General features: G+C 64.1%; 22 protein-coding genes. 6 read left to right on the top strand and 16 right to left on the bottom strand.

Annotated elements, in window-relative coordinates:
• Positions 1 to 146: 146 nt before the first annotated feature.
• Entirely contained in the window at positions 147 to 581 is a 435-nt protein-coding gene (locus RAC97_RS20210) for a hypothetical protein (protein ID WP_375101457.1), read from the top strand.
• 32 nt (positions 582 to 613) lie between these two features.
• Here the strand turns inward: RAC97_RS20210 and pbpG are convergent, their stop codons facing one another.
• The 3 genes from pbpG to RAC97_RS20195 all read right to left on the bottom strand — a co-directional run bounded on the left by pbpG (position 614) and on the right by RAC97_RS20195 (position 2,422).
• A complete protein-coding gene (gene pbpG / locus RAC97_RS20205; protein ID WP_375101456.1) occupies positions 614 to 1,537 on the bottom strand; it encodes a D-alanyl-D-alanine endopeptidase in 924 nt (307 codons plus the stop codon).
• A 247-nt stretch (positions 1,538 to 1,784) separates the two neighbouring features.
• Positions 1,785 to 1,967: a hypothetical protein gene (locus RAC97_RS20200; RefSeq protein WP_375101455.1), complete on the bottom strand. Its 183-nt coding sequence runs from the start codon at positions 1,965 to 1,967 to the stop codon at positions 1,785 to 1,787.
• A 104-nt stretch (positions 1,968 to 2,071) separates the two neighbouring features.
• Positions 2,072 to 2,422, bottom strand: a complete 351-nt coding sequence (locus tag RAC97_RS20195; protein WP_375101454.1) for a hypothetical protein — start codon at positions 2,420 to 2,422, stop codon at positions 2,072 to 2,074.
• 164 nt (positions 2,423 to 2,586) lie between these two features.
• On the opposite strand from RAC97_RS20195, the gene RAC97_RS20190 reads away from it, so the two are divergent.
• The gene (locus RAC97_RS20190) at positions 2,587 to 3,408 is read left to right on the top strand and encodes a shikimate 5-dehydrogenase (protein ID WP_375101453.1); all 822 of its coding nucleotides are present in this window, start codon (positions 2,587 to 2,589) and stop codon (positions 3,406 to 3,408) included.
• Positions 3,409 to 3,503: 95 nt separating this feature from the next.
• Here the strand turns inward: RAC97_RS20190 and RAC97_RS20185 are convergent, their stop codons facing one another.
• The 5 genes from RAC97_RS20185 to ampC form a co-directional block, all read right to left on the bottom strand.
• Complete coding sequence (locus RAC97_RS20185; RefSeq protein WP_375101452.1) at positions 3,504 to 3,752, bottom strand: hypothetical protein; 249 nt, start codon at positions 3,750 to 3,752, stop codon at positions 3,504 to 3,506.
• A 98-nt stretch (positions 3,753 to 3,850) separates the two neighbouring features.
• Positions 3,851 to 4,378 (bottom strand): lactoylglutathione lyase, encoded by a 528-nt coding sequence (gene gloA / locus RAC97_RS20180; RefSeq protein ID WP_375101451.1) that lies wholly within the window; start codon positions 4,376 to 4,378, stop codon positions 3,851 to 3,853.
• A 227-nt stretch (positions 4,379 to 4,605) separates the two neighbouring features.
• Positions 4,606 to 4,974 carry a histone-like nucleoid-structuring protein, MvaT/MvaU family gene (locus RAC97_RS20175; protein WP_375101450.1) on the bottom strand — a complete coding sequence of 123 codons (369 nt, stop codon included), beginning with the start codon at positions 4,972 to 4,974 and terminating at the stop codon, positions 4,606 to 4,608.
• A 350-nt stretch (positions 4,975 to 5,324) separates the two neighbouring features.
• A complete protein-coding gene (locus RAC97_RS20170) occupies positions 5,325 to 5,657 on the bottom strand; it encodes a hypothetical protein (protein WP_375101449.1) in 333 nt (110 codons plus the stop codon).
• A 313-nt stretch (positions 5,658 to 5,970) separates the two neighbouring features.
• Positions 5,971 to 7,104, bottom strand: coding sequence for a class C beta-lactamase (gene ampC / locus RAC97_RS20165; protein ID WP_375101448.1), 1,134 nt, complete (start codon positions 7,102 to 7,104; stop codon positions 5,971 to 5,973).
• A 123-nt stretch (positions 7,105 to 7,227) separates the two neighbouring features.
• On the opposite strand from ampC, the gene RAC97_RS20160 reads away from it, so the two are divergent.
• Positions 7,228 to 8,220: a bile acid:sodium symporter family protein gene (locus RAC97_RS20160; RefSeq protein WP_375101447.1), complete on the top strand. Its 993-nt coding sequence runs from the start codon at positions 7,228 to 7,230 to the stop codon at positions 8,218 to 8,220.
• A gap of 2 nt (positions 8,221 to 8,222) precedes the next feature.
• Here the strand turns inward: RAC97_RS20160 and RAC97_RS20155 are convergent, their stop codons facing one another.
• Positions 8,223 to 9,173, bottom strand: coding sequence for an AraC family transcriptional regulator N-terminal domain-containing protein (locus RAC97_RS20155; protein WP_375101446.1), 951 nt, complete (start codon positions 9,171 to 9,173; stop codon positions 8,223 to 8,225).
• A 94-nt stretch (positions 9,174 to 9,267) separates the two neighbouring features.
• Here RAC97_RS20155 and RAC97_RS20150 point away from each other — a divergent pair, with 94 nt between their 5' ends.
• Positions 9,268 to 10,101: an oxidoreductase gene (locus RAC97_RS20150; RefSeq protein WP_375101445.1), complete on the top strand. Its 834-nt coding sequence runs from the start codon at positions 9,268 to 9,270 to the stop codon at positions 10,099 to 10,101.
• A gap of 89 nt (positions 10,102 to 10,190) precedes the next feature.
• Here RAC97_RS20150 and RAC97_RS20145 read toward each other — a convergent pair whose 3' ends face one another.
• The 4 genes from RAC97_RS20145 to RAC97_RS20130 form a co-directional block, all read right to left on the bottom strand.
• Positions 10,191 to 11,606: an efflux transporter outer membrane subunit gene (locus tag RAC97_RS20145; protein WP_375101444.1), complete on the bottom strand. Its 1,416-nt coding sequence runs from the start codon at positions 11,604 to 11,606 to the stop codon at positions 10,191 to 10,193.
• Positions 11,603 to 14,782: an efflux RND transporter permease subunit gene (locus RAC97_RS20140; protein WP_375101443.1), complete on the bottom strand. Its 3,180-nt coding sequence runs from the start codon at positions 14,780 to 14,782 to the stop codon at positions 11,603 to 11,605. The genes RAC97_RS20145 and RAC97_RS20140 overlap by 4 nt, the downstream gene beginning before the upstream one ends.
• A 12-nt stretch (positions 14,783 to 14,794) precedes the next feature.
• Positions 14,795 to 16,036, bottom strand: coding sequence for a multidrug efflux RND transporter periplasmic adaptor subunit MexE (gene mexE, locus RAC97_RS20135; RefSeq protein ID WP_375101442.1), 1,242 nt, complete (start codon positions 16,034 to 16,036; stop codon positions 14,795 to 14,797).
• 281 nt (positions 16,037 to 16,317) lie between these two features.
• Positions 16,318 to 16,836, bottom strand: a complete 519-nt coding sequence (locus RAC97_RS20130) for a carboxymuconolactone decarboxylase family protein (protein WP_375101441.1) — start codon at positions 16,834 to 16,836, stop codon at positions 16,318 to 16,320.
• A 125-nt stretch (positions 16,837 to 16,961) separates the two neighbouring features.
• On the opposite strand from RAC97_RS20130, the gene RAC97_RS20125 reads away from it, so the two are divergent.
• Positions 16,962 to 17,789 (top strand): cupin domain-containing protein, encoded by an 828-nt coding sequence (locus RAC97_RS20125; protein ID WP_375101440.1) that lies wholly within the window; start codon positions 16,962 to 16,964, stop codon positions 17,787 to 17,789.
• A gap of 93 nt (positions 17,790 to 17,882) precedes the next feature.
• Here RAC97_RS20125 and RAC97_RS20120 read toward each other — a convergent pair whose 3' ends face one another.
• Entirely contained in the window at positions 17,883 to 18,185 is a 303-nt protein-coding gene (locus tag RAC97_RS20120; RefSeq protein ID WP_375101439.1) for a DUF2388 domain-containing protein, read from the bottom strand.
• Between the two features lie 68 nt (positions 18,186 to 18,253).
• Here RAC97_RS20120 and RAC97_RS20115 point away from each other — a divergent pair, with 68 nt between their 5' ends.
• Positions 18,254 to 18,460 carry a hypothetical protein gene (locus tag RAC97_RS20115; RefSeq protein ID WP_375101438.1) on the top strand — a complete coding sequence of 69 codons (207 nt, stop codon included), beginning with the start codon at positions 18,254 to 18,256 and terminating at the stop codon, positions 18,458 to 18,460.
• A 6-nt stretch (positions 18,461 to 18,466) separates the two neighbouring features.
• Here the strand turns inward: RAC97_RS20115 and mrdA are convergent, their stop codons facing one another.
• Both mrdA and RAC97_RS20105 read right to left on the bottom strand, forming a co-directional pair.
• Positions 18,467 to 20,362 (bottom strand): penicillin-binding protein 2, encoded by a 1,896-nt coding sequence (mrdA, locus tag RAC97_RS20110; RefSeq protein WP_375101437.1) that lies wholly within the window; start codon positions 20,360 to 20,362, stop codon positions 18,467 to 18,469.
• 276 nt (positions 20,363 to 20,638) lie between these two features.
• Positions 20,639 to 21,997, bottom strand: a complete 1,359-nt coding sequence (locus RAC97_RS20105) for an 8-oxoguanine deaminase (protein WP_375101436.1) — start codon at positions 21,995 to 21,997, stop codon at positions 20,639 to 20,641.
• Positions 21,998 to 22,213 lie beyond the last annotated feature (216 nt).

The following is a 22,213-nucleotide window of genomic DNA, read 5'->3' as shown; positions in this document are numbered from 1 at the left end:
GGCGGCTGCTGCAGGGCAGGGCCCGGGTATCAGGAGGACGAGCGAGGAGGCGGGAAATTTATCGCCCACTGGCGGGCTCAAGAATGCACGGGGCAGGTCGACACAGAGGGCATTCCCATGCTTGCCACTCGCGTCAGGAGACGAAAATGATAGGAATCACCAGCGTCAGTATCAATGGCGTCAGCGCCCAGCCAAGCGTATCGCCGCCTTCCACGGTGCAGGTCCAGGAGGGCGATGCCCGCAAGCGCGAGGACGGTTTGAAGGTCGATGTCTCGACCCTGGCCGAAAACGGCGAAGCAAAGAAGACCGATCAGGGCGGTAGCGGCGAGCCGGCGCACATCAAGCAGCTGCGTGAACTGATCAAGCAACTGCAGAAGCAGTTGGCCGAGGAGCAGAAGCAACTGGCGAAGTTGATGGCGAGCAAGATGGACGAAGGTAGCAAGTTGAGCCTGGTATCGGCCAAGCAGGCCAGTATCGCCACCCTCAATGGGCAGGTCCAGGCGGCTACCGCGCAATTGCTCGAAGCGCTGGGCAAGACCGGCGGCAGCAGCGCTGGCGGTATGGTCAGTACCCAGGCCTGAGGCCTGGGTTGAAAGACGCTGCGCGGCTGCGGTCAGTCCGCCGCCAGCGCCCCCTTCTGACGTTCGGCCTTGTATTGCAGGGCCGCTGCCGGTGCCGGCTTGGCGCTGCCGGTCTCCAGCCACTGGCGAATGCGGCTGGCATCGGCAAAGTGGGTGTACTTGCCGAACGCATCGAGGATCACCATCGCCACCGGGCGGTTGTCCATCTTCGTCAGCAGCACCAGGCAATGGCCGGCCTCGTTGGTGAAGCCCGTCTTGGTCAGCGCGATGTCCCAGTTGCTCTTGTTAACCAGGCGGTCGGTGTTGCGAAAGCCCAGGGTGTAGTTGGGCTTGCGGAACGCCACGGTCTTCTCCGAAGTGCTCGACAGCTCGCCCAGCTGCGGGTACTTGCGCGCGGCCACCAGCAGCTTGACCAGGTCCTGGGCGGTGGACACGTTCTGGGTCGACAGGCCAGTCGGTTCGACGTAGCGCGTATGGCTCATGCCCAGGGCGCGGGCCTTGGCGTTCATGGCCTTGATGAAGGCCGGGTAGCCGCCTGGGTAATGGTTGGCCAGGCTGTTGGCGGCGCGGTTTTCCGACGACATCAGGGTAATGAGCAGGGTTTCGCGGCGGTTGAGTTCGCTGCCCAGGCGCACGCGCGAGTACACCCCTTTCATTTCCGGGTTGTTGGCGATGGTCATGGTCAGCATCTCGTCCATCGGTAGCTTGGCATCGAGCACCACCATGGCGGTCATCAGCTTGGTGACCGAGGCGATCGGGCGTACCCGGTCGGCGTGGTAGGAATACAGCTCCTTGTTGGTATTCAGGTCGATCAGCAAGGCACTGCCGGAAGCCAGGTGCAGCTTGGATGGGTCGCGTTGCGTTTGGGCCGGGGATTGTGCAGCAGCGGTCGACGGAAGGGTGACGGTGGCGGTGAGCGCCAGCAGCAGGCTGACGATGGGCAGAGAAATTTTCACGTCGAGACTCACTAAAAGTAGGTATGTCGTTGGCTGTGCAGGGTTTCCCCCTGAAAGCGCTGCATGATGAAGTATGGCTCGGCGGCTGTCGATTGCTCGTTGCTGCACGCTGTGGAAATGAAAAAACCTTCATGCTGGAACGGTTTTTCGCACCCCCTTCGATGTCGGTTACCCATTCCAAAAAAAAAGCCCGCCAGAGGCGGGCATAAAGGGAGAGGGTAAGGAGCAACGCACAACAAATTCGGGTTCAGGCGAGCAGTCGGCCTGCCTGCAGGCGCTCGGCCATGGCCTGGGCGGTGGCACGGGAGGCCAGGGGGCCGCTGACCGGCTCGCCGTTGCTCATCAAGTACCAGCAGGCCAGCAAGCCTTGCTCGCGAAGGGCTTGGGGAACGGCTGTGCCGACGACGGACATGATCTGGATAGTGGCCATGTTGGACCTCCTCTGAAACATGGGCCTACCTTAACCAGTAGCCGGGCGCTGTTAAAATCAACACGCTCAATAGTGGTCATTGGTTTTTTCAACGTGACATGCAATCACCAGCGCGGCGGGCCGTAGTACACCGGCGGCGGGCCGTAGTAGCGGCGGTACACCGGTGGGGGAGCCGGTACGTAGCGTTCGACCACGTAGGGCTGGTAGTACACCGGAGGCGGTGGTGCCTGTACGTACACCGGCGGCGGTGGGTAAGGTGGGTAATAGGCCGGTGCGCGCTCGACGTACACCGTGCGGTCATGGCCCCCCGAAACCGCCGCGCCGACCACCGCACCGACCACCGCTGCGCCGAGCACCGGGCCCGGGCCGTGCCAACCCCCGCCATGGGCGGACGCTTGCCCACTGATGGCCAATGCACCCACCAGCAGGGCGACTCCAGGAATGAAACGGTTCATGGACATTTCCTCGCAGGGCTACACCCCGTGCATGGGGCTTATCACTATGACCACGCAAACCCGTCGCTCGGTACTGGCACAAGGTAAAGGTTGTGTAAGGGGCGACTGGCGGTCAGTCTGGTAGGCTGGAAGAATCGTTTCAGTCAGTGACCAAGGAGCCATCGATGAGCATTCCACCGAGCAGGGATACCGTATTGTGCATCTCCCTGGCCGGGCGTCCGGGTACGTTCGGCGTGCGGTTTCACAACCACCTCTACCAGCAGTTGGGTCTGGACTACTACTACAAAGCCATGACCACCCGGGACCTGCCGGCGGCAGTGGCCGGAATCCGCGCCTTGGGCATTCGCGGTTGCGGCGTGTCGATGCCGTACAAGGAGGCGTGCCTGGCGCTGGTGGATGAAGTCGACCCCTCAGCGGCGGCGATCGATTCGGTCAATACGCTGGTGAATACCGATGGCCACCTGAAAGCCTACAACACCGACTACCTGGCGGTACGCCAGTTGCTGGATGTGCATGCGCTGGATCCGCGTACCGCATTCGCCCTGCGTGGCAGCGGTGGCATGGCCAAGGCGGTAGCCAGTGCGCTACGCGATGCAGGGTTCGCCGAGGGTGTGATCGTAGCCCGCAACGAGCAGGCCGGGCGGCAACTGGCCGACTCCTGTGGCTATCGCTGGCAAGCTCAGCTGGACGACATCAGCCCACCGATGTTGGTCAACGTGACGCCGATCGGCATGGCCGGAGGGCCGGAGGCGGATGAACTGGCGTTTCCGGAAACCGCTATCGCGGCGGCCGAGTGGGTGTTCGATGTGGTCGCCATGCCCGCGCGAACGCCGCTGATACGCCGCGCCGAAGCGCTGGGCAAACCGGTGATTACCGGGCTCGATGTGATCGCCTTGCAGGCGCTGGAGCAGTTCGTGCTGTATACCGGTGTGCGCCCGACGCACGAGCAGGTGGCGGCGGCGGTGGCGTTCGCCCGTCAAGGTTGAGATCTACCTACAAGCACAGCGCCGCTCCTGAGAACGGCGCTGTAGCTGTAGGCGCGGGCTTGCCCGCGAAAGGACCACCGCGTATGCAGCAGTCTTCAGAACAACTGACGCTCGCCCTCCAGCTGCCGGTCCACCAGCCACCTGCCATGGGCCAGCGCAGCATGCTGGGCATTTTCCAGGTCTGGGAAAAACGCCATGCCTACTGGCAACGCCAGGCGTCGGCTGGTGCGCTCGTCAGGGGTAGTGATCAGGCAACCGGCGGCATAGGGCAGGGGTGACCCCGGGCGGGGCATGACGCTGGCGGTGATGGTGTGGTCGCGGTATGCACAGTGAAGGGTTTGCATCGTCCTTACCTCGCTGTGGTGGCTTGGAAGCACTTACCTTCGTATACCACAGCGAGGGGCCGGGAGTTCCCGGCCCGACGAGCGCGAGCCTGATGAACTCAGACCTTGAGTTCGGCTGGCTGGATCACTTCGACCCAGTAGCCGTCCGGGTCCTTGATGAACGCCAGGTGGTTCATGCGGCCATCGGCCAGGCGCTTCTGGAACGGCACCTGCAGGGTTTCGAAACGCTCGCACGCGGCACGTACATCCGGCACCGAGATGCAGATGTGGCCGAAGCCGCGAGGGTCGGTGTTGCCGTTGTGGTAGGCGAAGGCCGGGTCGCTTTCGGTGCCGTGGTTGTGAGTCAGCTCCAGCACCCCAGGGATGGATTTCATCCACTGGTGGCGCTCGGCGTCATCGTCCGGGATCTGCGCCGGGTCGACCAAGGCCAGGAAGTACAGGCTGAAGGCCGCTTCCGGGAAGTCGCGCTTGTCGACCAGGCGAAAACCCAGCACGCGGGTGTAGAAGTCCAGGGACTTCTCGATGTCCTTGACGCGCAGCATGGTGTGGTTGAAGACGAATTGTGCGGTGGCGGTATCCGGCTGTGCGGTGACGCCAGGCAGGGTTTGCAGGTCATGCAGGCTCATGGGGGCTCCAGAGACAGGGTCGGCCCGGAAGGTGCCGACGATGAAGACAGGCGGGCCATGATACGGCAGTGAAGCGATTGCGCAAATGAAAGCGCCCTGCACGAGTGCAGGGCGCTGGGAAGAGAGGCCCGCGTGTGCGGGCGCGTGATGGGGTCGCTAATCCTTTAGCTGGTTCGATAGTGATCCTGTCGATGTGAAAAAACTGTGAAGTGTGCGTGGATGTTTCATCATCGCACCCAAGTTTCCACCGTGGTCGCTCCATATTGCGCTTTCCAGGCCTTCAAACCGCGGTGGTTGCCGCCTTTGGTTTCGATCAGCTCACCGGTATGGGGGTTTTCATAGACCTTGACCACCCGGGCTCGACGTTGCTGTTTCGGTGCGTTGCCGCTGGCCTTGACGCCCGCCTTGGCAGCCTTGGGGTCGAGCAGGGCGATCACATCGCGCAGGCCCTTGTCGTAGTGCTTCATCAGGTCGAGCAGTTTGCGCTCGAACTCGATTTCACGCTTCAGGCCAGCATCCTTTTTCAATGCCTCCAGTTGCGCCAGTTGTTCCTGAAGTGCTTTTTCAGCGGCACGAAACTCTGCAAGTCTGGACACTTTCATCACTCCTGATAAGTCAGCCGTGGCGTAACGTGACGAACATGAAACCACAATTAACGTCGGCCACGCAGGTGGGTATAGCTGTTCGTTGACTCCAGTGTAGTCGCCACTTGGCTGCGGGGTAAACCTTAAACTTTTTCGCAAGTAATCGGGAACTTTGCCAAGTACTTGTACTGTAGTTTGCTCGCACTATCGAGGTGTTTGGATTTGTTTCAAGTCATTGTCGTGAAGGAAATTTCGCAGTAGCGGCGTATGGGTTTTCACGCGATAAGGTCGGGCGCGTGATTCTGGCAGGCATGAAAAAGCCCGGCCTGAAAGGGGCCGGGCTCAACTAGCGGTGATGCGATTCAGTGCAGTGGGTCGATCACCTTGACGGCCTGCCGCTCACGGGCGGTAGGCCATTCTTGTTGCAGTGTTTCGAGTACGCGACCGACAAACTCGGTATCGGCGGCGGCCTTCTTGCCGACGAAGCCCTGGCCACGACGGTAGACCTTGAAGCGCGCCCGCATACTGGGCATGTGCGATTCGAATTCATCTTCGACGGTGTTTGGCGGCAGGCGGTCGAGGCGCACCTCACCGGTCTGGCTGACCCACAGCAAGTGGTCGTCGAGACTGTCCTTGCGTGCAGCGAACAGCTGGGCCAATTGGTCGATGGTTGGATTGTCGTTCAAGTTCATCATAAAGCCCCCATTACCCATTCGTTGGTGATTTTCATAGTTGGCACTACAGGATGTAGCGCACACCTCAGGCTGCTACAGCAGCATCGCAACAGGGGCTTTCTCACGCTGCCTTCTGGGCAGTTTCCCTCTCCACGAACGGCCTGCGTTACCGCGCAGGCCGTCTGGAATACCCTTGCCACCGCTCCCGATCGGGGAGACGGCCTCATCATGCCCAAGGGTGAGGAAGGGCGTCAATGATTTTGTAGTGAAAAATTTCAAGCACTACATATTGTCTGACAATCCCGCTTTTCTTATAGGAATCAGTACCGGCCGGTCACGGTTCCAGCGTGCCGAGAATACGGTACGCGGCGCTCACTCGGGCCTCGTTGGGGTAGTTGCGGTTGGCCAGCAGCACAATGCCCATGCCCTTGGCTGGCACAAACGCGACGTAGGCGCCGAAACCGCTGGTGGCGCCGGTCTTGTTGTACCAGAAGCCGGGTGCTGCCGGTTGCGGCGGGTCCAGTCGGCGGGTGGCTTGGGGTTCGCGGATCATCTGCGCGCCATTGCCCTGCAGCAGGGTGTCCAGCGCCACCGGGTAGGGGTAGCGCTCCCAGCCCAGGCCCTGGGTCATGTCGCCCACCTGGAAGTAACCCGCCTGGGTCAGGGCAATGGCTTGGGCCTGCAGCGGTTTGAGCAGGTGTGGTTCGAGTTGCAGGCGCACATAGCGCAGCAGGTCACTGGCGCTGGTCTTGATGCCGTAGGCCTCGTCGGCGAATGGGCCGGGGTTGACTCGCACCGGCTGGTTCTTGGCGTCGTAACCCTGGGCGTACAGGCTGCGGGCCTGGGCAGGCACTTGCAGGTAGGTGTGCTTGAGCCCCAACTGTGGCAGCAGGCCTTGGCCCATCAGTTGGGCAAAGGGCTGCTGCTGGGCCAGTGCTGCCAGGTTGCCGAACAGCCCGAGGCTCGGGTTGGAGTAGCAGCGCTGGGTGCCGGGGGCGAAGCGCCGTTGCCAGTGTTGCAGAAAGCTCAATGCCTGGGCGTCGTTGTTGATTTCGTCGGGAAACTGCAAAGGCAGGCAGTCGGCACTGTACGCGCCCAGTTCGAGCACGCTGGCTTCGCCCAGCGGCGTCCCGGACAGCGCCGGTTGGTAGCGGCTGGCCGGGGCCTGCAGGTCGAGCTTGCCTTCGGCGCTGGCCAGGGCGACCAAGGTGGCGGTATAGGTCTTGCTGACCGAACCGACCTCGAACAGTGTGTCGCGGGTGACCGGCGTACGCTCGGCCTTGCTGGCCAGGCCATAGCTGAAATAGTGCTCTTGGCCATTGGCGTAGACGGCCACCGCCATGCCGGCGATGTCGTGCTCGCGCATCATCGGCTGGATGACCGAAGCGACCTGGGTCTCCAGGGTGTCGGCCTGGGCCTGGGAGGCGGCGAGGGCGATGGCCAGTAGCAGGGCGCGGGAAAGGTGCATGGAATGAGTCCTAGGCTGGCTGATCGCGTGTCCGTTCAGCGACATTGGAGGGAGTTCCGGCGTTAGCAGGCAATGGGGCGAGACCTTATCGTCTGCACCTGCCCCTGACAACACGGAACCGCCATGAAGTACCTGCGCATGCTCTTCGACAAGTTCACCCTGGCCCTGCTGGCGGTGGTGTTCATCGCCACGGTGCTGCCCTGTCATGGCCAGGGCGCGGTGTTGTTCGGCTGGCTGACCAACCTGGCCATCGGCCTGCTGTTCTTCCTGCACGGCGCCAAGTTGTCACGTGAGGCGATCATCGCCGGGGCCGGGCATTGGCGTCTGCATGCGCTGGTGTTCTCTTGCACCTTCGTGCTGTTCCCGCTGCTGGGCATGGCGCTCAAGCCGCTGTTCGTACCGCTGGTGGGCGATGAGCTGTACCTGGGCCTGTTGTACCTGTGTGCCTTGCCGGCCACGGTGCAGTCGGCCATCGCCTTCACTTCCCTGGCCCGCGGCAACGTGCCCGCCGCCATATGCAGCGCGGCGGCTTCCAGCCTGCTGGGCATCTTTCTGACCCCGCTGCTGGTGATGTTGCTGCTCGGTGCAGAAGGCGAAACGGGTTCAGGCCTGGATGCGGTACTGAAGATCACCCTGCAGCTGCTTGTGCCCTTCGTCGCCGGGCAGCTGGCACGCCGCTGGATCGGCGCCTGGGTCAAGCGCAACGCCGGTTGGCTGAAGAAGGTCGACCAAGGCTCGATCCTGCTGGTGGTCTACACGGCCTTCAGCGAGGCGGTGGTGACCGGGCTGTGGCACACCGTCTCGACGCAGCATTTGATTGGCCTGTTCATCGCCTGCGGTGTGCTGCTGGCCTTGGTGCTGGTGGGCACCAGCCTGCTCGGGCGGGTACTGGGCTTCAACCTCGAAGACCGCATCACTATTCTGTTCGCCGGTTCCAAGAAGAGCCTGGCCACCGGCGTGCCGATGGCCCAGGTGCTGTTCGTCGGCAGCGGCATCGGTGCAATCATCCTGCCGCTGATGCTGTTCCACCAGATCCAGCTGATGGTCTGCGCGGTGCTGGCGCAGCGCTATGCGGCGCGCCAGCAAGAGGCCGAGCAGGCCAGCGTCGCCTCTTGAACTCAATGCGATGACACGTAGTCGGCGTTGGCGAAGGGCGGCGGCAAGGCGAACTGCTCGCGCAGGCGCCTGGCCTCGGCCGCTGGCGTCAGGCTGAACAGGCGCTTGAATTCGCGGTTGAACTGCGAAGCGCTGGCATAGCCCACGGCATGGCTGGCGGCCTCGGCGCTGATGCCCTGGCGAACCATCAGCAGGCGCGCCTGGTGCAGCCGGGTGGACTTGACGTATTGCATCGGCGAAGTCTGGGTAATGGCACGGAAATGACTGTGGAAGGTCGGCACGCTCATGCCGGCTTCGGCGGCCAGTTGAGCAAGGTCCAGCGGTTGCGCGTAGGCGCTGTGGATGCGCCGCAAGGCCCGGCCGATCTTGCCGAACTGCCCGCGCATGGCCAGCGCGGCGCGCATCGCCTCGCCCTGGGCGCCGGTAAGTACGCGAAAATACAATTCACGCACCAGCGCCGGGCCAAGCACCGCTGCCTCCAGCGGTTGCCCCAAGGCCTCGAGCAGGCGCAGCACGGTGGCGCGCAAGGCGCCGTCCATGGGGCTAGACATCATGCTCAGCGGCGCTTCGACAGGTGAGGGCGCCTGGTGCTGTTCGAGCTGTACTGAAAGGTCGGCAGCCAGCTGGAAATCCAGGTGCAGGTACAGGGCTAGCAAGGGGCGCTCGGCGCTGGCCTCGGTCTCCATGGTGAACGGCACCGGCACGGCGACGGCCAGGTAGTGCTGCTCGTCGTAGAGGTAGAGGCGGTCGCCGAAATAGCCGCGCTTGCGGCCTTGGCAGACGATCACGATACCGGGGTCGTATAGCACCGGTGTGCGCGCCAACGGCCGGTCCGAACGCAGGATGCGCACCTCGGGCAGGGCGGTAAGGTTGTAACCCTCCTGCGGGGCCTGGGCCAGCAGCTGGCTGACCATGCGCTGTTGCAAGGACATTGACTTCTCGGATGAACTCATAGGAATAGGCAATAAAAGCAACCTCTTAGGGCTGAGGCCAGAGCTTTCGAAAGAATATCGTGCATTTCTCATTCATTGCAGCGAGAGCGCAGGCATGTCATCCAGCAAACTCATCTTCATCACAGGCGTCAGCAGCGGTTTTGGCCGGGCCTTGGCGCTTGAGGCATTGGCAACTGGGCACCGGGTGGTCGGCACGGTGCGCAGCGAACAGGCGCGCCTGGACTTCGAAACACTGCACCCGGCAAACGCCATCGGCCGGGTGCTGGATGTGACCGACTTCGCGGCGATCGATACGCTGGTGGCCGATATCGAGGCGAGCGTCGGTGCCATCGATGTGCTGGTCAACAACGCCGGCTACGGGCATGAAGGCATTCTCGAAGAGTCCTCCCTGGACGAGATGCGGCGCCAGTTCGACGTGAACGTATTCGGCCCGGTGGCCATGACCAAGGCGGTGCTGCCGTTCATGCGTACACGTCGCCGTGGGCACATCCTCAACATCACCTCCATGGGTGGCTTCATCACGATGCCGGGCATCGCCTATTACTGCGGCAGCAAGTTTGCCCTGGAGGGTATTTCCGAAGTGCTGGGCAAGGAGGTGAGTGCCTTCGGCATTCACGTTACGGCGGTGGCGCCGGGGTCGTTCCGCACCGATTGGGCAGGGCGCTCGATGGTTCGTGCCGAACGCTCCATCGGCGATTACGACGCGTTGTTCGATCCCATTCGCAGCGCCCGCGAGGCCAAGAGCGGCAAGCAGCTGGGCGATCCGCGGAAAGCTGCGCGGGCCATGTTGGCGGTGATGGACCACGAGCAGCCGCCCGCGCACTTGTTGCTTGGCAGCGATGCGCTGGGCTTGGTGAGGGCGAAGCTTGAGGCGATGGAGGAGCAGATTGCCGAATGGGAGGACGCAAGTCGCTCGACGGACGGCTGAGAGGCCAGTGCAAAAAAGCCCCGCAGGCGCAAGCCAGCGGGGCAAGTGCGGTTGGGGGAGGGGTCCAACCGACCGGAGTTACCTGTATCTCAGCGGGTGCTGGCCACTGTCTCTGGCTGCCAGCCACCACCCAGCGCCTTGTAGATCGAGACGATACCGCGGTACAGCTCGATCTCGCCTTGAGCCTGGGCATCTTCGGCGCCTAGCTTCTCGCGCTCGGCATCGAGCAGCACCAGGTAGTCCACCGTGCCTTCGCGATAGCGGATCGACGCAAGGTCGGCCGCTTTGCGGCTGGCATCGCTCTGTCGCATCAGCGCCAGCAGGCGCTGCTGGCGCTTGCCGTAGTCGCTGAAAGCGTTGGACGACTCTTCCAGCGCCAGCAATACCTGCTGCTCGTAGTTGGCCAGCGCCCCGTCGGCATCGGCCTTGGCGCCGCGCAGGCGGGCCCGCACGCTGCCCAGGTCGAAAGCCGCCCAGGTGATGCTCGGCCCCAGGCCCCAGGCGTTGGCTGCCGAGGAGCCGATCTGCGAGCCGCGTGCCGCCGTGAAGCCCAGGAAGCCGCTCAGGCTCACCCGTGGGAACAGGTCGGCGGTGGCAACGCCCACGTTGGCGGTGGCGGCGGCCAGCTGGCGTTCGGCACTGCGGATGTCTGGACGGCGACGCAGCAGCTCGCCGGGGTCACCCACCGGCAGGGCCTTGTCGATGGCCGGCAACTGCTTGGGCGAAAGGTCCACGCTCAGGCTGTCCGGGCGTTCGCCCAGCAAGGTGGCGATGCGGTTGCGCGAGCGCACTTGCTCGGCTTGCAGTTGTGGCACGGTGGCTTCGACGGCGGCCAGGCGGGCGTCGGCGCGCACCACGTCCAGCTCGTTACCCACGCCGGTATCGCGCAGGGTCACGGTGATGCTGCGCGAGTCCTGCTGGGTCTTGAGGTTGGCCAGGGCGATCTTCTCGCGCAGCTGGGCGCCGCGCAGTTGACCATAGGCGTCTACCAGCTCGGCGATCAGGCTCACTTGCAGTTGTTGCAGGTCGGCTTCGGCGGCGTCTTCCTGGGCCTTGCTGGCCTCGATCTGGCGCTGGATACGGCCGAACAGGTCGACCTCCCAGGCCATGTCCAGGCCCAGGTCGTAGCGTTCGCGGTTGACCCGGCTTTCGGTTTCGCCCGGCACCTGGCCTTTACCGATCTCACCGCTGGCGCGGCTGGTGACCACCGGCAGGTCGTCGTTGGAAACGTCATCGCGGATCGCCCGCGCCGCTTTCAGGCGGGCGAAGGCGACTTGCAGGTCACGGTTGCCTTGCAGGGACGCCTGCACCAGTTGGTCCAGCACCGGGTCGTCGAACTGCTTCCACCAGGTGCCTTCGAAGCGGCTGCGGTCCAGGGCCTTCACTGGCGCTTCGCTGTCGAAGCGCGCTGCCTGGGTTTCTGGGCTCTTGTAGTCCGGGCCTACCGCACAGGCCGCCAGGGCCAGTGCCAGCAGGCTAGGGGTCAAGGGTTTGAGCAGGTTCATGCATGGTTCTCCAGCGAAGGCGCGCGTTCGGCCTTGCGGGCTTCGCGGCGTTCGACGAAACGGCGGATCAGGAAGAAGAACACCGGGGTCAGGAACAGGCCGAACACCGTCACGCCGATCATCCCGGAGAACACCGCCACGCCCATGGCATGACGCATCTCGGCACCGGCACCGGAGGAGAACACCAGCGGTACCACGCCCATGATGAAGGCGATCGAGGTCATCAGGATCGGGCGCAGACGCAGGCGGCAAGCCTCCAGCACTGCGGCCAGCGGGTCCAGGCCCTCGGCCTGCTTGTCCTTGGCGAACTCGACGATCAGGATCGCGTTCTTGCACGCCAGGCCCACCAGTACGATCAAGCCGATCTGGGTAAAGATGTTGTTGTCACCGCCAGCGACGATCACGCCGGTGATGGCCGACAACAGGGTCATCGGTACGATCAGGATCACCGCCAGCGGCAGGCTCCAGCTTTCGTACTGGGCAGCCAGCACCAGGAAGGCCAGCAGTACGCAGAGCGGGAAGACCAACAGCGCGGTGTTACCCGAGAGGATCTGCTGGTAGGTCAGGTCGGTCCACTCGAAGGTCATGCCGTTGGGCAGTTCCTCTTTCAGCAGTTTCTCGATCGCAGCCTCTGCCTGGCCGGAGCTGTAGCCTGGCGCCGCGGCGCCGTTGATCTCGGCGGTGATGTAGCCGTTGTAGTGCATGACGCGGTCGGGGCCTGCGGTGTCGCTGACCTTCAGGAAGGTCGCCAGCGGAATCATCTCGCCCAGGTTGTTGCGCACCTTCAGTTGGCCGATCTGCTCGGCATCGAGGCGGAACTGCTGTTCAGCCTGGACGTTGACCTGGTAGGTGCGGCCAAAGCGGTTGAAGTCGTTGGTGTACAGCGAGCCCAGGTAGACCTGCAGGGTGTCGAAGATATCGTTGATCGCCACGCCGTGGGTCTTGGCCTTTTCCCGGTCGATGGCAGCATCGACCTGCGGCACGTTGACCTGGTAGCTGGTGAACAGGTTCGCCAGCTCAGGCACGTTGTGGCTCTTGGCGATGATGTTCTGGGTTTCCTTGTACAGCGCCTCGTAGCCCAGGTTGCCGCGGTCCTCGATCTGCAGGCGGAAGCCGCCGATGGTGCCCATGCCCTGTACTGGCGGCGGTGGGAAGATCGCGATGTAGGCGTCCTGGATGTCGGCGAACTTGGCATTGAGCGCTGCCGCGATCGCTGCTGCCGACTGGCTCGGGTCCTTGCGCTCATCGAACGGCTTGAGCGGGGTGAACACGATGCCGCTGTTGGGGCTGTTGGTGAAACCGTTGATGGACAGGCCTGGGAAGGCTACCGAATCCGCTACGCCCGGTTGCTCCAGGGCGATTTCGCTCATCTTCTTGATGACCGCTTCGGTGCGGTCGAGGCTGGCCGCGTCCGGCAGCTGGGCGAAGGCCACCAGGTACTGCTTATCCTGGGCCGGTACGAAGCCGGTCGGGGTGGACGAGAAGCCCAGGTAGGTCAGGCCCATCAAGCCGGCATACACGAACAGGGCGATGCCGCTGGAGCGGATGACCCGGCGCACGCCGCCCACATAATTGTTGCTGGCGCGGTCGAAGAAGCGGTTGAACGGGGTGAACAGCCAGCCACCGAACAGCTTTTCGAGCATGCGCGAGAAGCGGTCCTTTGGTGCGTGGTGGTCCTTGAGCAATACGGCGGCCAGGGCCGGCGACAGGGTCAGCGAGTTGAACGCCGAGATCACGGTGGAGATGGCGATGGTCAGGGCGAACTGCTTGTAGAACTGCCCGGTAAGGCCGGAAATGAACGCCGCCGGTACGAACACGGCGCACAGGACCAGCGCCGTGGCGACGATCGGGCCGGTCACCTCGCCCATGGCTTTCTGCGTGGCGTCCAAGGGGTTGAGCCCAAGGCCGATGTTTCGCTCGACGTTCTCCACCACGACGATGGCGTCGTCCACCACGATACCGATGGCCAATACCAACCCGAATAGTGACAGGGCGTTGAGCGAGAAGCCGAACAGGTGCATGACCGCGAAGGTACCGATCAGCGAAACCGGCACCGCCATCAGCGGAATGATCGAGGCACGCCAGGTCTGCAGGAACAGGATGACCACCAGGACCACCAGCACCAGGGCTTCGAACAGGGTGTGCACCACCGCCTCGATCGAACCGCGGACGAACACGGTCGGGTCGTAGACGATGCTGTAGTCCATGCCTTGCGGGAAGTCTTTCTTCAGCTCGGCCATCTTGGCCCGCACTTCGTCGGAGATCTCGATGGCGTTGGAGCCTGGGCGCTGGAAGATCGGGATGGCCACGGCCGGTTGGTTGTTCAGCAGCGAGCGCAGGGCGTACTGGCTTGAGCCGAGCTCAACCCGGGCGATGTCCTTCAGGCGGGTGATTTCGCCGTCGGCGCCGGCGCGCACGATGATGTTCTCGAACTCTTCTTCGTTGACCAGACGGCCCTGGGTGTTGATCGACAGCTGGAAGCTGGTGCTGCCCGGAGCGGGCGGCGCGCCCAGCTGGCCGGCGGCTACCTGGCGGTTCTGCTCGCGAATGGCGTTGACCACGTCGCTGGCAGTAAGGTTGCGCGAAGCGGTCTTGTTCGGGTCGAGCCAGACCCGCAGCGAGTAGTCGCCCATGCCGAACAGCTGCACGTCGCCCACGCCGCCGAGGCGGGCCAGTTCATCCTTGATGTTGAGGATGGCGTAGTTGGACAGGTAGAGCATGTCGTAGCGGTTATCCGGCGAGGTCAGGTGCACGACCATGGTCAGGTCGGGCGAGGCCTTGTCGACGGTGATACCGATACGGGTGACTTCCTCGGGCAGCTTGGGCTGGGTCCGGGTCACGCGGTTCTGCACCTGCACCTGCGCGTTGTCCAGGTCGGTGCCCAGGGCGAAGGTGATGGTCAGGGTCAGCTTGCCATCAGCGGTGGACTGCGAGGACATGTACAGCATGTTCTCCACACCGGTGATGGCCTGCTCGAGCGGTGCGGCGACGGTTTCGCCGATCACCTTGGGGTTGGCACCTGGGAAGTTGGCGCGCACCACCACGGTGGGCGGCACCACTTCCGGGTATTCGCTGATCGGCAACTGGAACAGCGAGATGGAACCTGCGATCAGCAGCACGAGCGAGAGCACGGCGGCGAAGATCGGCCGGGTGATGAAGAATTTCGAGAAGTTCATCGGTGTTGTCCCTTAACCGCGCGGTGCTTGAGCACTGGCGACTTTCACACTGGGGCCGACCACGCGCTTGGGCTGGTTGCTGGCTTCGAGGGCCTGGCGCTGCTGGGCGAGGGTGGCGAGGGTCTGTTCGCTGGCCATCGGGGCGTCCTCAGGCGTGACCGGGGAGCCGGGACGTACGCGCTGCAGGCCCTTGACCACGATGCGGTCTTCCTTGTTCAGGCCGCTGCGCACGATACGCAGGCCTTCGAGTTTCGGGCCGAGCTCGACGGCGCGGTAGGTGGCGTTGTTGTCCTTGTCGACGACCAGCACGAACTTCTTGCCAAGGTCGGTGCCAACCGCTTCGTCGTTGATCAGCACGGCGTCGTAGGTGGCGCTGCCGACCAGCTTCAGGCGGGCATACAAACCTGGGGTGAACTGGCCTTCACGGTTGTCGAACACGGCGCGGCCACGGATGGTGCCGGTGCGCGGGTTGACCTGGTTGTCGACGAAGTTCATCTGGCCCAGGTGCGGGTTGCCGGCTTCGTTGCTCAGGCCCAGGTACACCGGGGTGGCCTGGCCGCGTTGGCCCTGGCGAGCGAGCTGGGTGTACTTGAGGTATACGCGCTCGTCGGCATCGAAGTAGGCGTAGACCTTGTCGGTGGAGACCACGCTGGTCAGCGGGGTGACATCGGCGGTGACGATGTTGCCGGCGGTGTAGTCGGCGCGGCTGACCCGGCCGCTGATCGGCGAGGTGACGCGGGTAAAGCTCAGGTTCAGACGGGCCAGGTCCAGCTGGGCCTGGATCGCATCGACACCGGCGCGGGCTTCGGAAGCGGCGCTGCTGCGCGACTCGGCAAGCTCGGCGGAGATCGCGTTGCTGTCACGCAGGCGCTCGCCACGGCGGGCTTCGTTGGCGCTGCGAATCGCGGTGGCCTTGGCCTGTTGCAGTTGGGCTTCGAGGCGACGTACTTCGGCCTGGAACGGACGTGGGTCGATCTGGAACAGCAGGTCGCCTTTCTTGACCTGGGCACCCTCGGTGAAGGCCACCAGGTCGATCTGGCCGGAAACGCGTGGGCGAACCTCGACGGTTTCCGGCGCTTCCAGGCGACCGGTGAACTCGTCCCACTCGTTGATCGGCTGCTCGATCACCTTGGCCACACTGACCTTGGGCGCGGCGGGAGCCTGCACGGCATCTGGGGTTCGACCGCAAGCGCTGAGCACCACCACTGCCAGGGCAGCGAGGGGAAGGCGCAAGGGTTTGAGTGAATGTTCCATGGAGAACTCCGCCAATGTATTAGTGATAGTGGGCGGATTCTGCAATGCCTTGCGCGCGGCGCACGAATCGAATGATGCGAAGGTTATTATCACGCGGAATGATATGAGCCCCTGCACCATCGACGAGCGCATATAAGCTTATGCAGGTGCTCAAGCTCGGGCCCTGTCGCCGTACGCCTGCGGGCGTCGCACCGCGACAGGGCCTCGATCGGTTGCAGAATGAGGATGATGACCCTTCGCGGGGTTGCCCGCGAAGAGGCCGGTACTGCCAAGCTGGGCTATCAGGCCGCACGCGGCGGGAAGTCCACCTCGGTCTGCGCCACGTTGTTCAGGTAGTTGGTCAGGGTCATCAGCGTCACCTGGGCAATCACGTCGACGATCCGCGCATCGTCCAGCCCACCTTCACGGGCGGCCGCCAGCACATCGTCACTCACCTGGCCGCGGCTCAGGGTCACCGAGCGGGTGAACGCTGCCACCGGGCTCAAGGTACCGGCGCGGGCGGCCAGCACATCGGCGGCGCTCAGCCCCGACTTGCCGCCCAGGAAGGTGTGCGCGGCGGTGCAATATTCGCAGCCATTCACCTCGGAGGCCGCCAGCGCCACCACTTCACGTTCCTGCGCGGTCAGGCTGTTCTTGCCTAGCGCTTGGGCCAGGGCCAGATAGCCGCCCAGGGCTGCTGGCGAGTGGGCCAGGGTGGCGAAGGCGTTGGGGATGAAGCCCATGCCTTTGTCGATGCCTTGCAGGGCAGGGCGAGCGGCGGCGGGAGCTTGTTCGAGGGTCAGGGCATTGATGCGGGTCATGGTGTTTCTCCTGTTTGGGTAAGGGGCTTGTTGTTCAAGCTTGGGCACAGGTTACCCAGGAGGAATTGCCTTTTGGGTTCAAATAATCCAATTTATGCGACTGATCGTCTAATCATGAGAACGCCATGGACCGCCTTGCCACGTTGCTCAACCATTTCGCCTTCAATGCCGATACCTTCCACCAAGGCAGCTTCTGCGGCCTCTCGAGTTACGCGGGCGACACCCAGGTGGGCCATGTACACCTGTTGCGCGCGGGACGCCTAAGGTTCGAGGGGCCGGGCGGCCAGGCGTGGTCGCTGGAGGAGCCCAGCCTGATCCTGCTGGTGCGCCCTCAGACCCATCGCTTGAGTGCTTCCGAAGCCGACCAGGCCGAGCTGGTCTGCGCCACGCTGAATTTCATCGGTGGGCCGAACAATCCCCTGACCGCAGCCTTGCCTGATGTGCTGGTGAGCCCCTTGAGCGCCCTGGCTGGGCTACAGGCCAGTACCGATTGGCTGTTCGCTGAGGCAGAACGTGACGAGTGCGGACGGGGGCTGGTGCTCAACCGCTTGTTCGAGCTGATGGTGATCCAGCTGCTGCGCCAGTTGCTCAGTGACGGCAGCCTGGGTTCCGGCATGCTCGCAGGGCTTGCCGACAAGCGCTTGGCGCGGGCACTGGTGGCCATGCACGACACACCGGCACGCAACTGGAGCGTCGAGGAGCTGGCAGGCTTGGCGGGGATGTCGCGGGCAAGCTTCGCCGCGCATTTTCGAACGGTGGTGGGCGACACGCCGGGGGATTATCTGGCGGGCTGGCGCGTGGGGCTGGCGCAAAAGCGCATTCGCGAGGGACGGCCCTTGGCCTTGGTGGCGGATGAGGTGGGGTACCAAAGCCCGTCGGCGTTGGCGCGGGTGTTCCGGCGCAGGACCGGCATGAGCCCATCGCAGTGGCGCGAGGAAAGTGGTGCAGGGTAAGCAGGTCGGGCCCATTCGCGGGCAAGCCCGCCCCAACAGGTACCGCGCAAAACCTGTAGGAGCGGGCTTGCCCGCGAAACGGCCGAACGTGCGTTACTGTTCAGCCGACAACAGCGCCCTGGCCAGCTCTTCATCCGTGGCATTCAACCCGGGGTGCTCCTTGCGTACCTGCTCCAGCGCCGACTCGACGTACGCACCACGAATGGCGCCGTCGCTGGCGATGAACGCGGACAGCTCGTCATGGGCTGGAATGATGCGTTTGTCATCCTTGAAGGTGGAATACAGCGACGCGGAGACCCCTGCCGAAGTGGCGACATCGCCCGCATCGACGCGAGCCAGCGCTGCGCCGGCAGGAATGCACATCAGCAGTGCGGAAACGACCAGTGAGTGACGCATGAGTCAGTCCTCCAAAAGCGTGAAGCCCAAGGGATCTACTACATGCAGTTAAGAGCGCAAGCGTGCGCATGAAGTTCCGTAACCCCGGACATCGTGGGTTTTTCCAGGTTATGGCCGCGTTCTGTCCTGGTTTCAATGGCCTCCCATTAAAGGAGTTGCTGGCGCTGGCTCAGCTCATCGAGAAGAAAGCCGAAACCATCAAGCAACCACTGGACGCTGTTACCAGCGCCTACGATGACATCATTGCCGATATGCTCCAGGCCAACCAGGACTGACCTGCATCAACCGTGCGGCGCCGCGCCCTTGTCCGTGGCGCCCGCATACTGCGCCTTCAAGTGCCCCTGCTCATCCAGCAGCCAGGCATCCATCACCTCACGCACCACCGGCCCCGCCACCCGGCCGCCGGCCTCGCCGTTCTCGATCATCACCGCCACCACGATGGACGGCCGCTCTGCCGGGGCGAAGCCGACGAACAGGGCATTGTCGCGGTGGCGCTCGAGGGTCTTGTTGCGGTCGTAGCGCTCGCCCTGGCGGATCGCAACCACCTGGGCGGTGCCGCTCTTGCCGGCAATGCGGTACTGCGCACCGGCGGCAGCGGCGCGGGCGATGCCGCGCGGGTCGTGCATGACCATCTGCATCCCGGTGTTGACCTGGTCCCAGGCGCGCTTGTCGTGCAGGACGATGTCGGGCATCGGGTTGGGGTCGACCGGCGGCTGTCCGCCGACCGTCATGGCCAGGTGCGGGCGGTGCCAGGCCCCTTTGCTGGCCAGCAGGCTGGTGGCCTGGGCCAACTGCAACGGGGTGACCTGCATGTAGCCCTGGCCGATGCCGAGGATCAGGGTTTCGCCGGGGAACCAGGGTTGGCGGCGGGTGGCGCGCTTCCATTGGGCCGAGGGCATCAGCCCTGGGGCTTCCTCGAACAGATCCAGCGAAACCTTCTGCCCCAGGCCGAACTCGCTCATGTAGTCGTGCAGCCGCTCGACCCCCAGCTTGTGCGCCAGGTCGTAGAAGTAGGTGTCGTTGGAACGCATGATGGCGCTGTACAGGTCTACCCAGCCATCGCCGGTGCGGTTCCAGTTGCGGTACTTGTGGTCGTAGTTGGGCAGCTCGTAGTAGCCGGGGTCGAACACCCGGCTGGCGGGGGTGATGACGCCGCTGTCGAGCCCGGCGATGGCCACTTCCGGCTTGACCGTCGAGCCTGGTGCGTACAGACCGCGCAGTACCCGGTTGAACAGCGGGCGGTCGATGGAGTCGCGCAGGGCGGCGTATTGCTTGAAGCTGATGCCCTTGACGAACAGGTTGGGGTCGAAGCTGGGGTTGCTGACCATCGCCAGCACCTCGCCGGTGGCCGGGTCCAGCGCCACCAGCGCACCGCGGCGCTCGCCCAGGGCATGTTCGGCGGCCTGTTGCAGGTGCAGGTCCAGGCTCAGGTAGATGTCCTTGCCCGGTGTCGGAGCGTGGTGGCGCAGCACCCGCATCACCCGGCCCTGGGCGTTGGTCTCGACCTCCTCATAGCCCACCTGACCGTGCAGTTCGTGCTCGTAGAAACGCTCGACACCGGTCTTGCCGATCGACTGGGTGCCGCGGTAGGCGGTGCTGTCGAGGGTCTTGGCCTCGGCTTCGTTGATGCGTCCGACATAGCCGACCGAATGGGCGAAGTGCGCACCTTGCGGGTATTCGCGGATGAACTGCGGCTCGACGTCCAGCCCCGGCAGGCGGAACTGGTTGACCGCGATCAGGGCGATCTGCTCCTCGCTCAGGCCGAACATCAAAGTCACAGGCTCGAACGGCTTGCGGCCGCGACGCAGGTCCTTGTCGAACTGAGCGCGGTCTTCGTCGCCCAGGCCAAGCACCTCGGCCAGGGTGTCGAGTACCGCGGGGGTTTGCCCGTTGCTGCGCTCGCGGGTCATGGTGAGGTTGAAGCTGGGCTTGTTGTCGGCCAGTACCACGCCATTGCGGTCGTAGATCAGCCCGCGTTCGGGGGCGATGGGCAGCACATGCACCCGGTTGTTTTCCGACACGGCCGTCTGCTGGTCGTGCTGCAGCACTTGCAGCACGTACAGGCGCCCCACCAGCGCAGCGCTCAGGGCCAGCAGCAGGACGGCGCAGGCCAGCACCCGGCGGTTGACCAGGTGCTTTTCCTTTTCGTGGTCCTTGAGCGGGATCGGTTGCGGCATGGGGCTTGGAGCGGAACTGGCCAGGGGCTGGCGATGCTACGCAAGCCATCGCCGCCGCTCGATGAAAGTTTGTTCATCTGGCTGAGCACGGCGCGCCTGATCGTAAGCACGACACAGCCCCTGTGGGAGCGGCTTTACCCGCGAACCAGGGCGAAGCCCTGGCCATACACCGCGCTGACTTCTTCACGGGTAAACCCGCTCCCACAGGATTTGCGCGGCCTTGTCGAACCGCCGCGAACACCGGCGAAAGCCGGTGCCATTCACTACGCAGTTAGCTCACTCACCGCTGACCAACTGCCGGGCCAGGCGGTTGTGGCGTTCCAGCACCAGGGGCAGGTCGACCGTGGTGATCCGGCCGCCCTCGACCACCACGCGGCCATTGATGACGCTGGTATCGACATGGGTCGGCGTGCAGAACACCAGGGCCGCCAGCGGGTCGTGATGAGCACCGGCATAGGCGACGTGGCCCAGGTCGAAGGCGACGAAGTCGGCCACCATGCCCGGCGCCAGGGCGCCAATGTCATCGCGGTTGAGTACCTTGGCGCCGCCCAGGGTGGCGATTTCCAGGGCTTCGCGGGCGGTCATCGCATCCGGGCCGAAGCCCACGCGTTGCAGCAGCAGCGCCTGACGTACCTCGCCGATCATGCTGGCGCCGTCGTTGGACGCCGAGCCATCTACCCCCAGGCCCACCGGCACGCCGTGGTCACGCATGCGGCGAATGGGCGCAATGCCCGAGGCCAGGCGCATGTTCGAGCAAGGACAGTGGGCGACCCCGGTACCGGTGCGAGCGAACAGCTCGATACCGTGCTGGTCCAGTTGCACGCAGTGGGCGTGCCAAACGTCGTGGCCGACCCAGCCCAGGTCCTCGGCATATTCGGCCGGGGTCATGCCGAACTTCTCGCGGCTGTAGGCGATGTCGTTGACGTTCTCGGCCAGGTGGGTGTGCAGCGACACGCCATAGTGGCGGGCCAGGGCCGCGGCTTCACGCATCAGGTCGCGGCTCACCGAGAACGGCGAGCAGGGCGCCACCACCATGCGCAGCATCGCGCCGTGGCGATCGTCGTGGTAGTCCTCGATCAGGCGCTGGGACTCCTTGAGAATGTCGCTTTCCTTCTCCACCACCGCATCCGGCGGCAGGCCGCCCTGGCTCTGGCCGACGCTCATGCTGCCGCGTGCGGCGTGGAAGCGCATGCCGATTTCCCCGGCGGCATGGATGCTGTCGTCGAGCCTGCAGCCGTTGGGGTAGATATACAGGTGATCGCTCGAGGTGGTGCAGCCGGAGAGCATCAATTCGGCCATGGCGGTCTGGGTCGATACGGCGATCATTTCCGGGGTCAGCCTGGCCCAGATCGGGTACAGGTTGCTCAGCCAGCTGAACAACTCGCCGTCCTGAGCCGTCGGCACCACACGGGTAAGGCTCTGGTACATGTGGTGGTGGGTATTGACCAGGCCGGGAATGACCACCTTGCCGGTCATGTCCAGGACCACGTCGGCGGTGTGCGGCAGGGTGTCGCTCGGGCCGACCTGGCGAATCAGATTGTCTTCGATGAACAGTCCGCCGCGTTTGATCTCGCGGCGTTGGCCATCCATGGTCACCAGCAGTTCGGCGTTCTTGACCAGCATTGTCTTGGGCATAAGTGTTCCTCTCCCGCGTGGCGGGTGTCGTAAGGGGGCGATAGGAATGCGCGGTGCAGCCGGGTCAGCGGGCGAGAAAAGGCCCGGGAGGTAAGCCAGGTTGCGTGCTCGGCGCGACGACGGGGAGGGTGGGCGACGTTTGCGAAGGGTGCCCGGAGCGGGCAAAAGGATAGAGGGCTTGCATGGCTTGAGCCTGGCGCAATACGCAGCGGCGAT

Origin of the sequence: Pseudomonas sp. LS_2, from assembly GCF_042709235.1 — a bacterium.
In the GTDB taxonomy this organism is placed as follows: Bacteria; Pseudomonadota; Gammaproteobacteria; order Pseudomonadales; family Pseudomonadaceae; genus Aquipseudomonas.
Note: the sequence above shows the minus strand (reverse complement) of the source record. Positions and strands in the feature narration are given on the sequence as shown.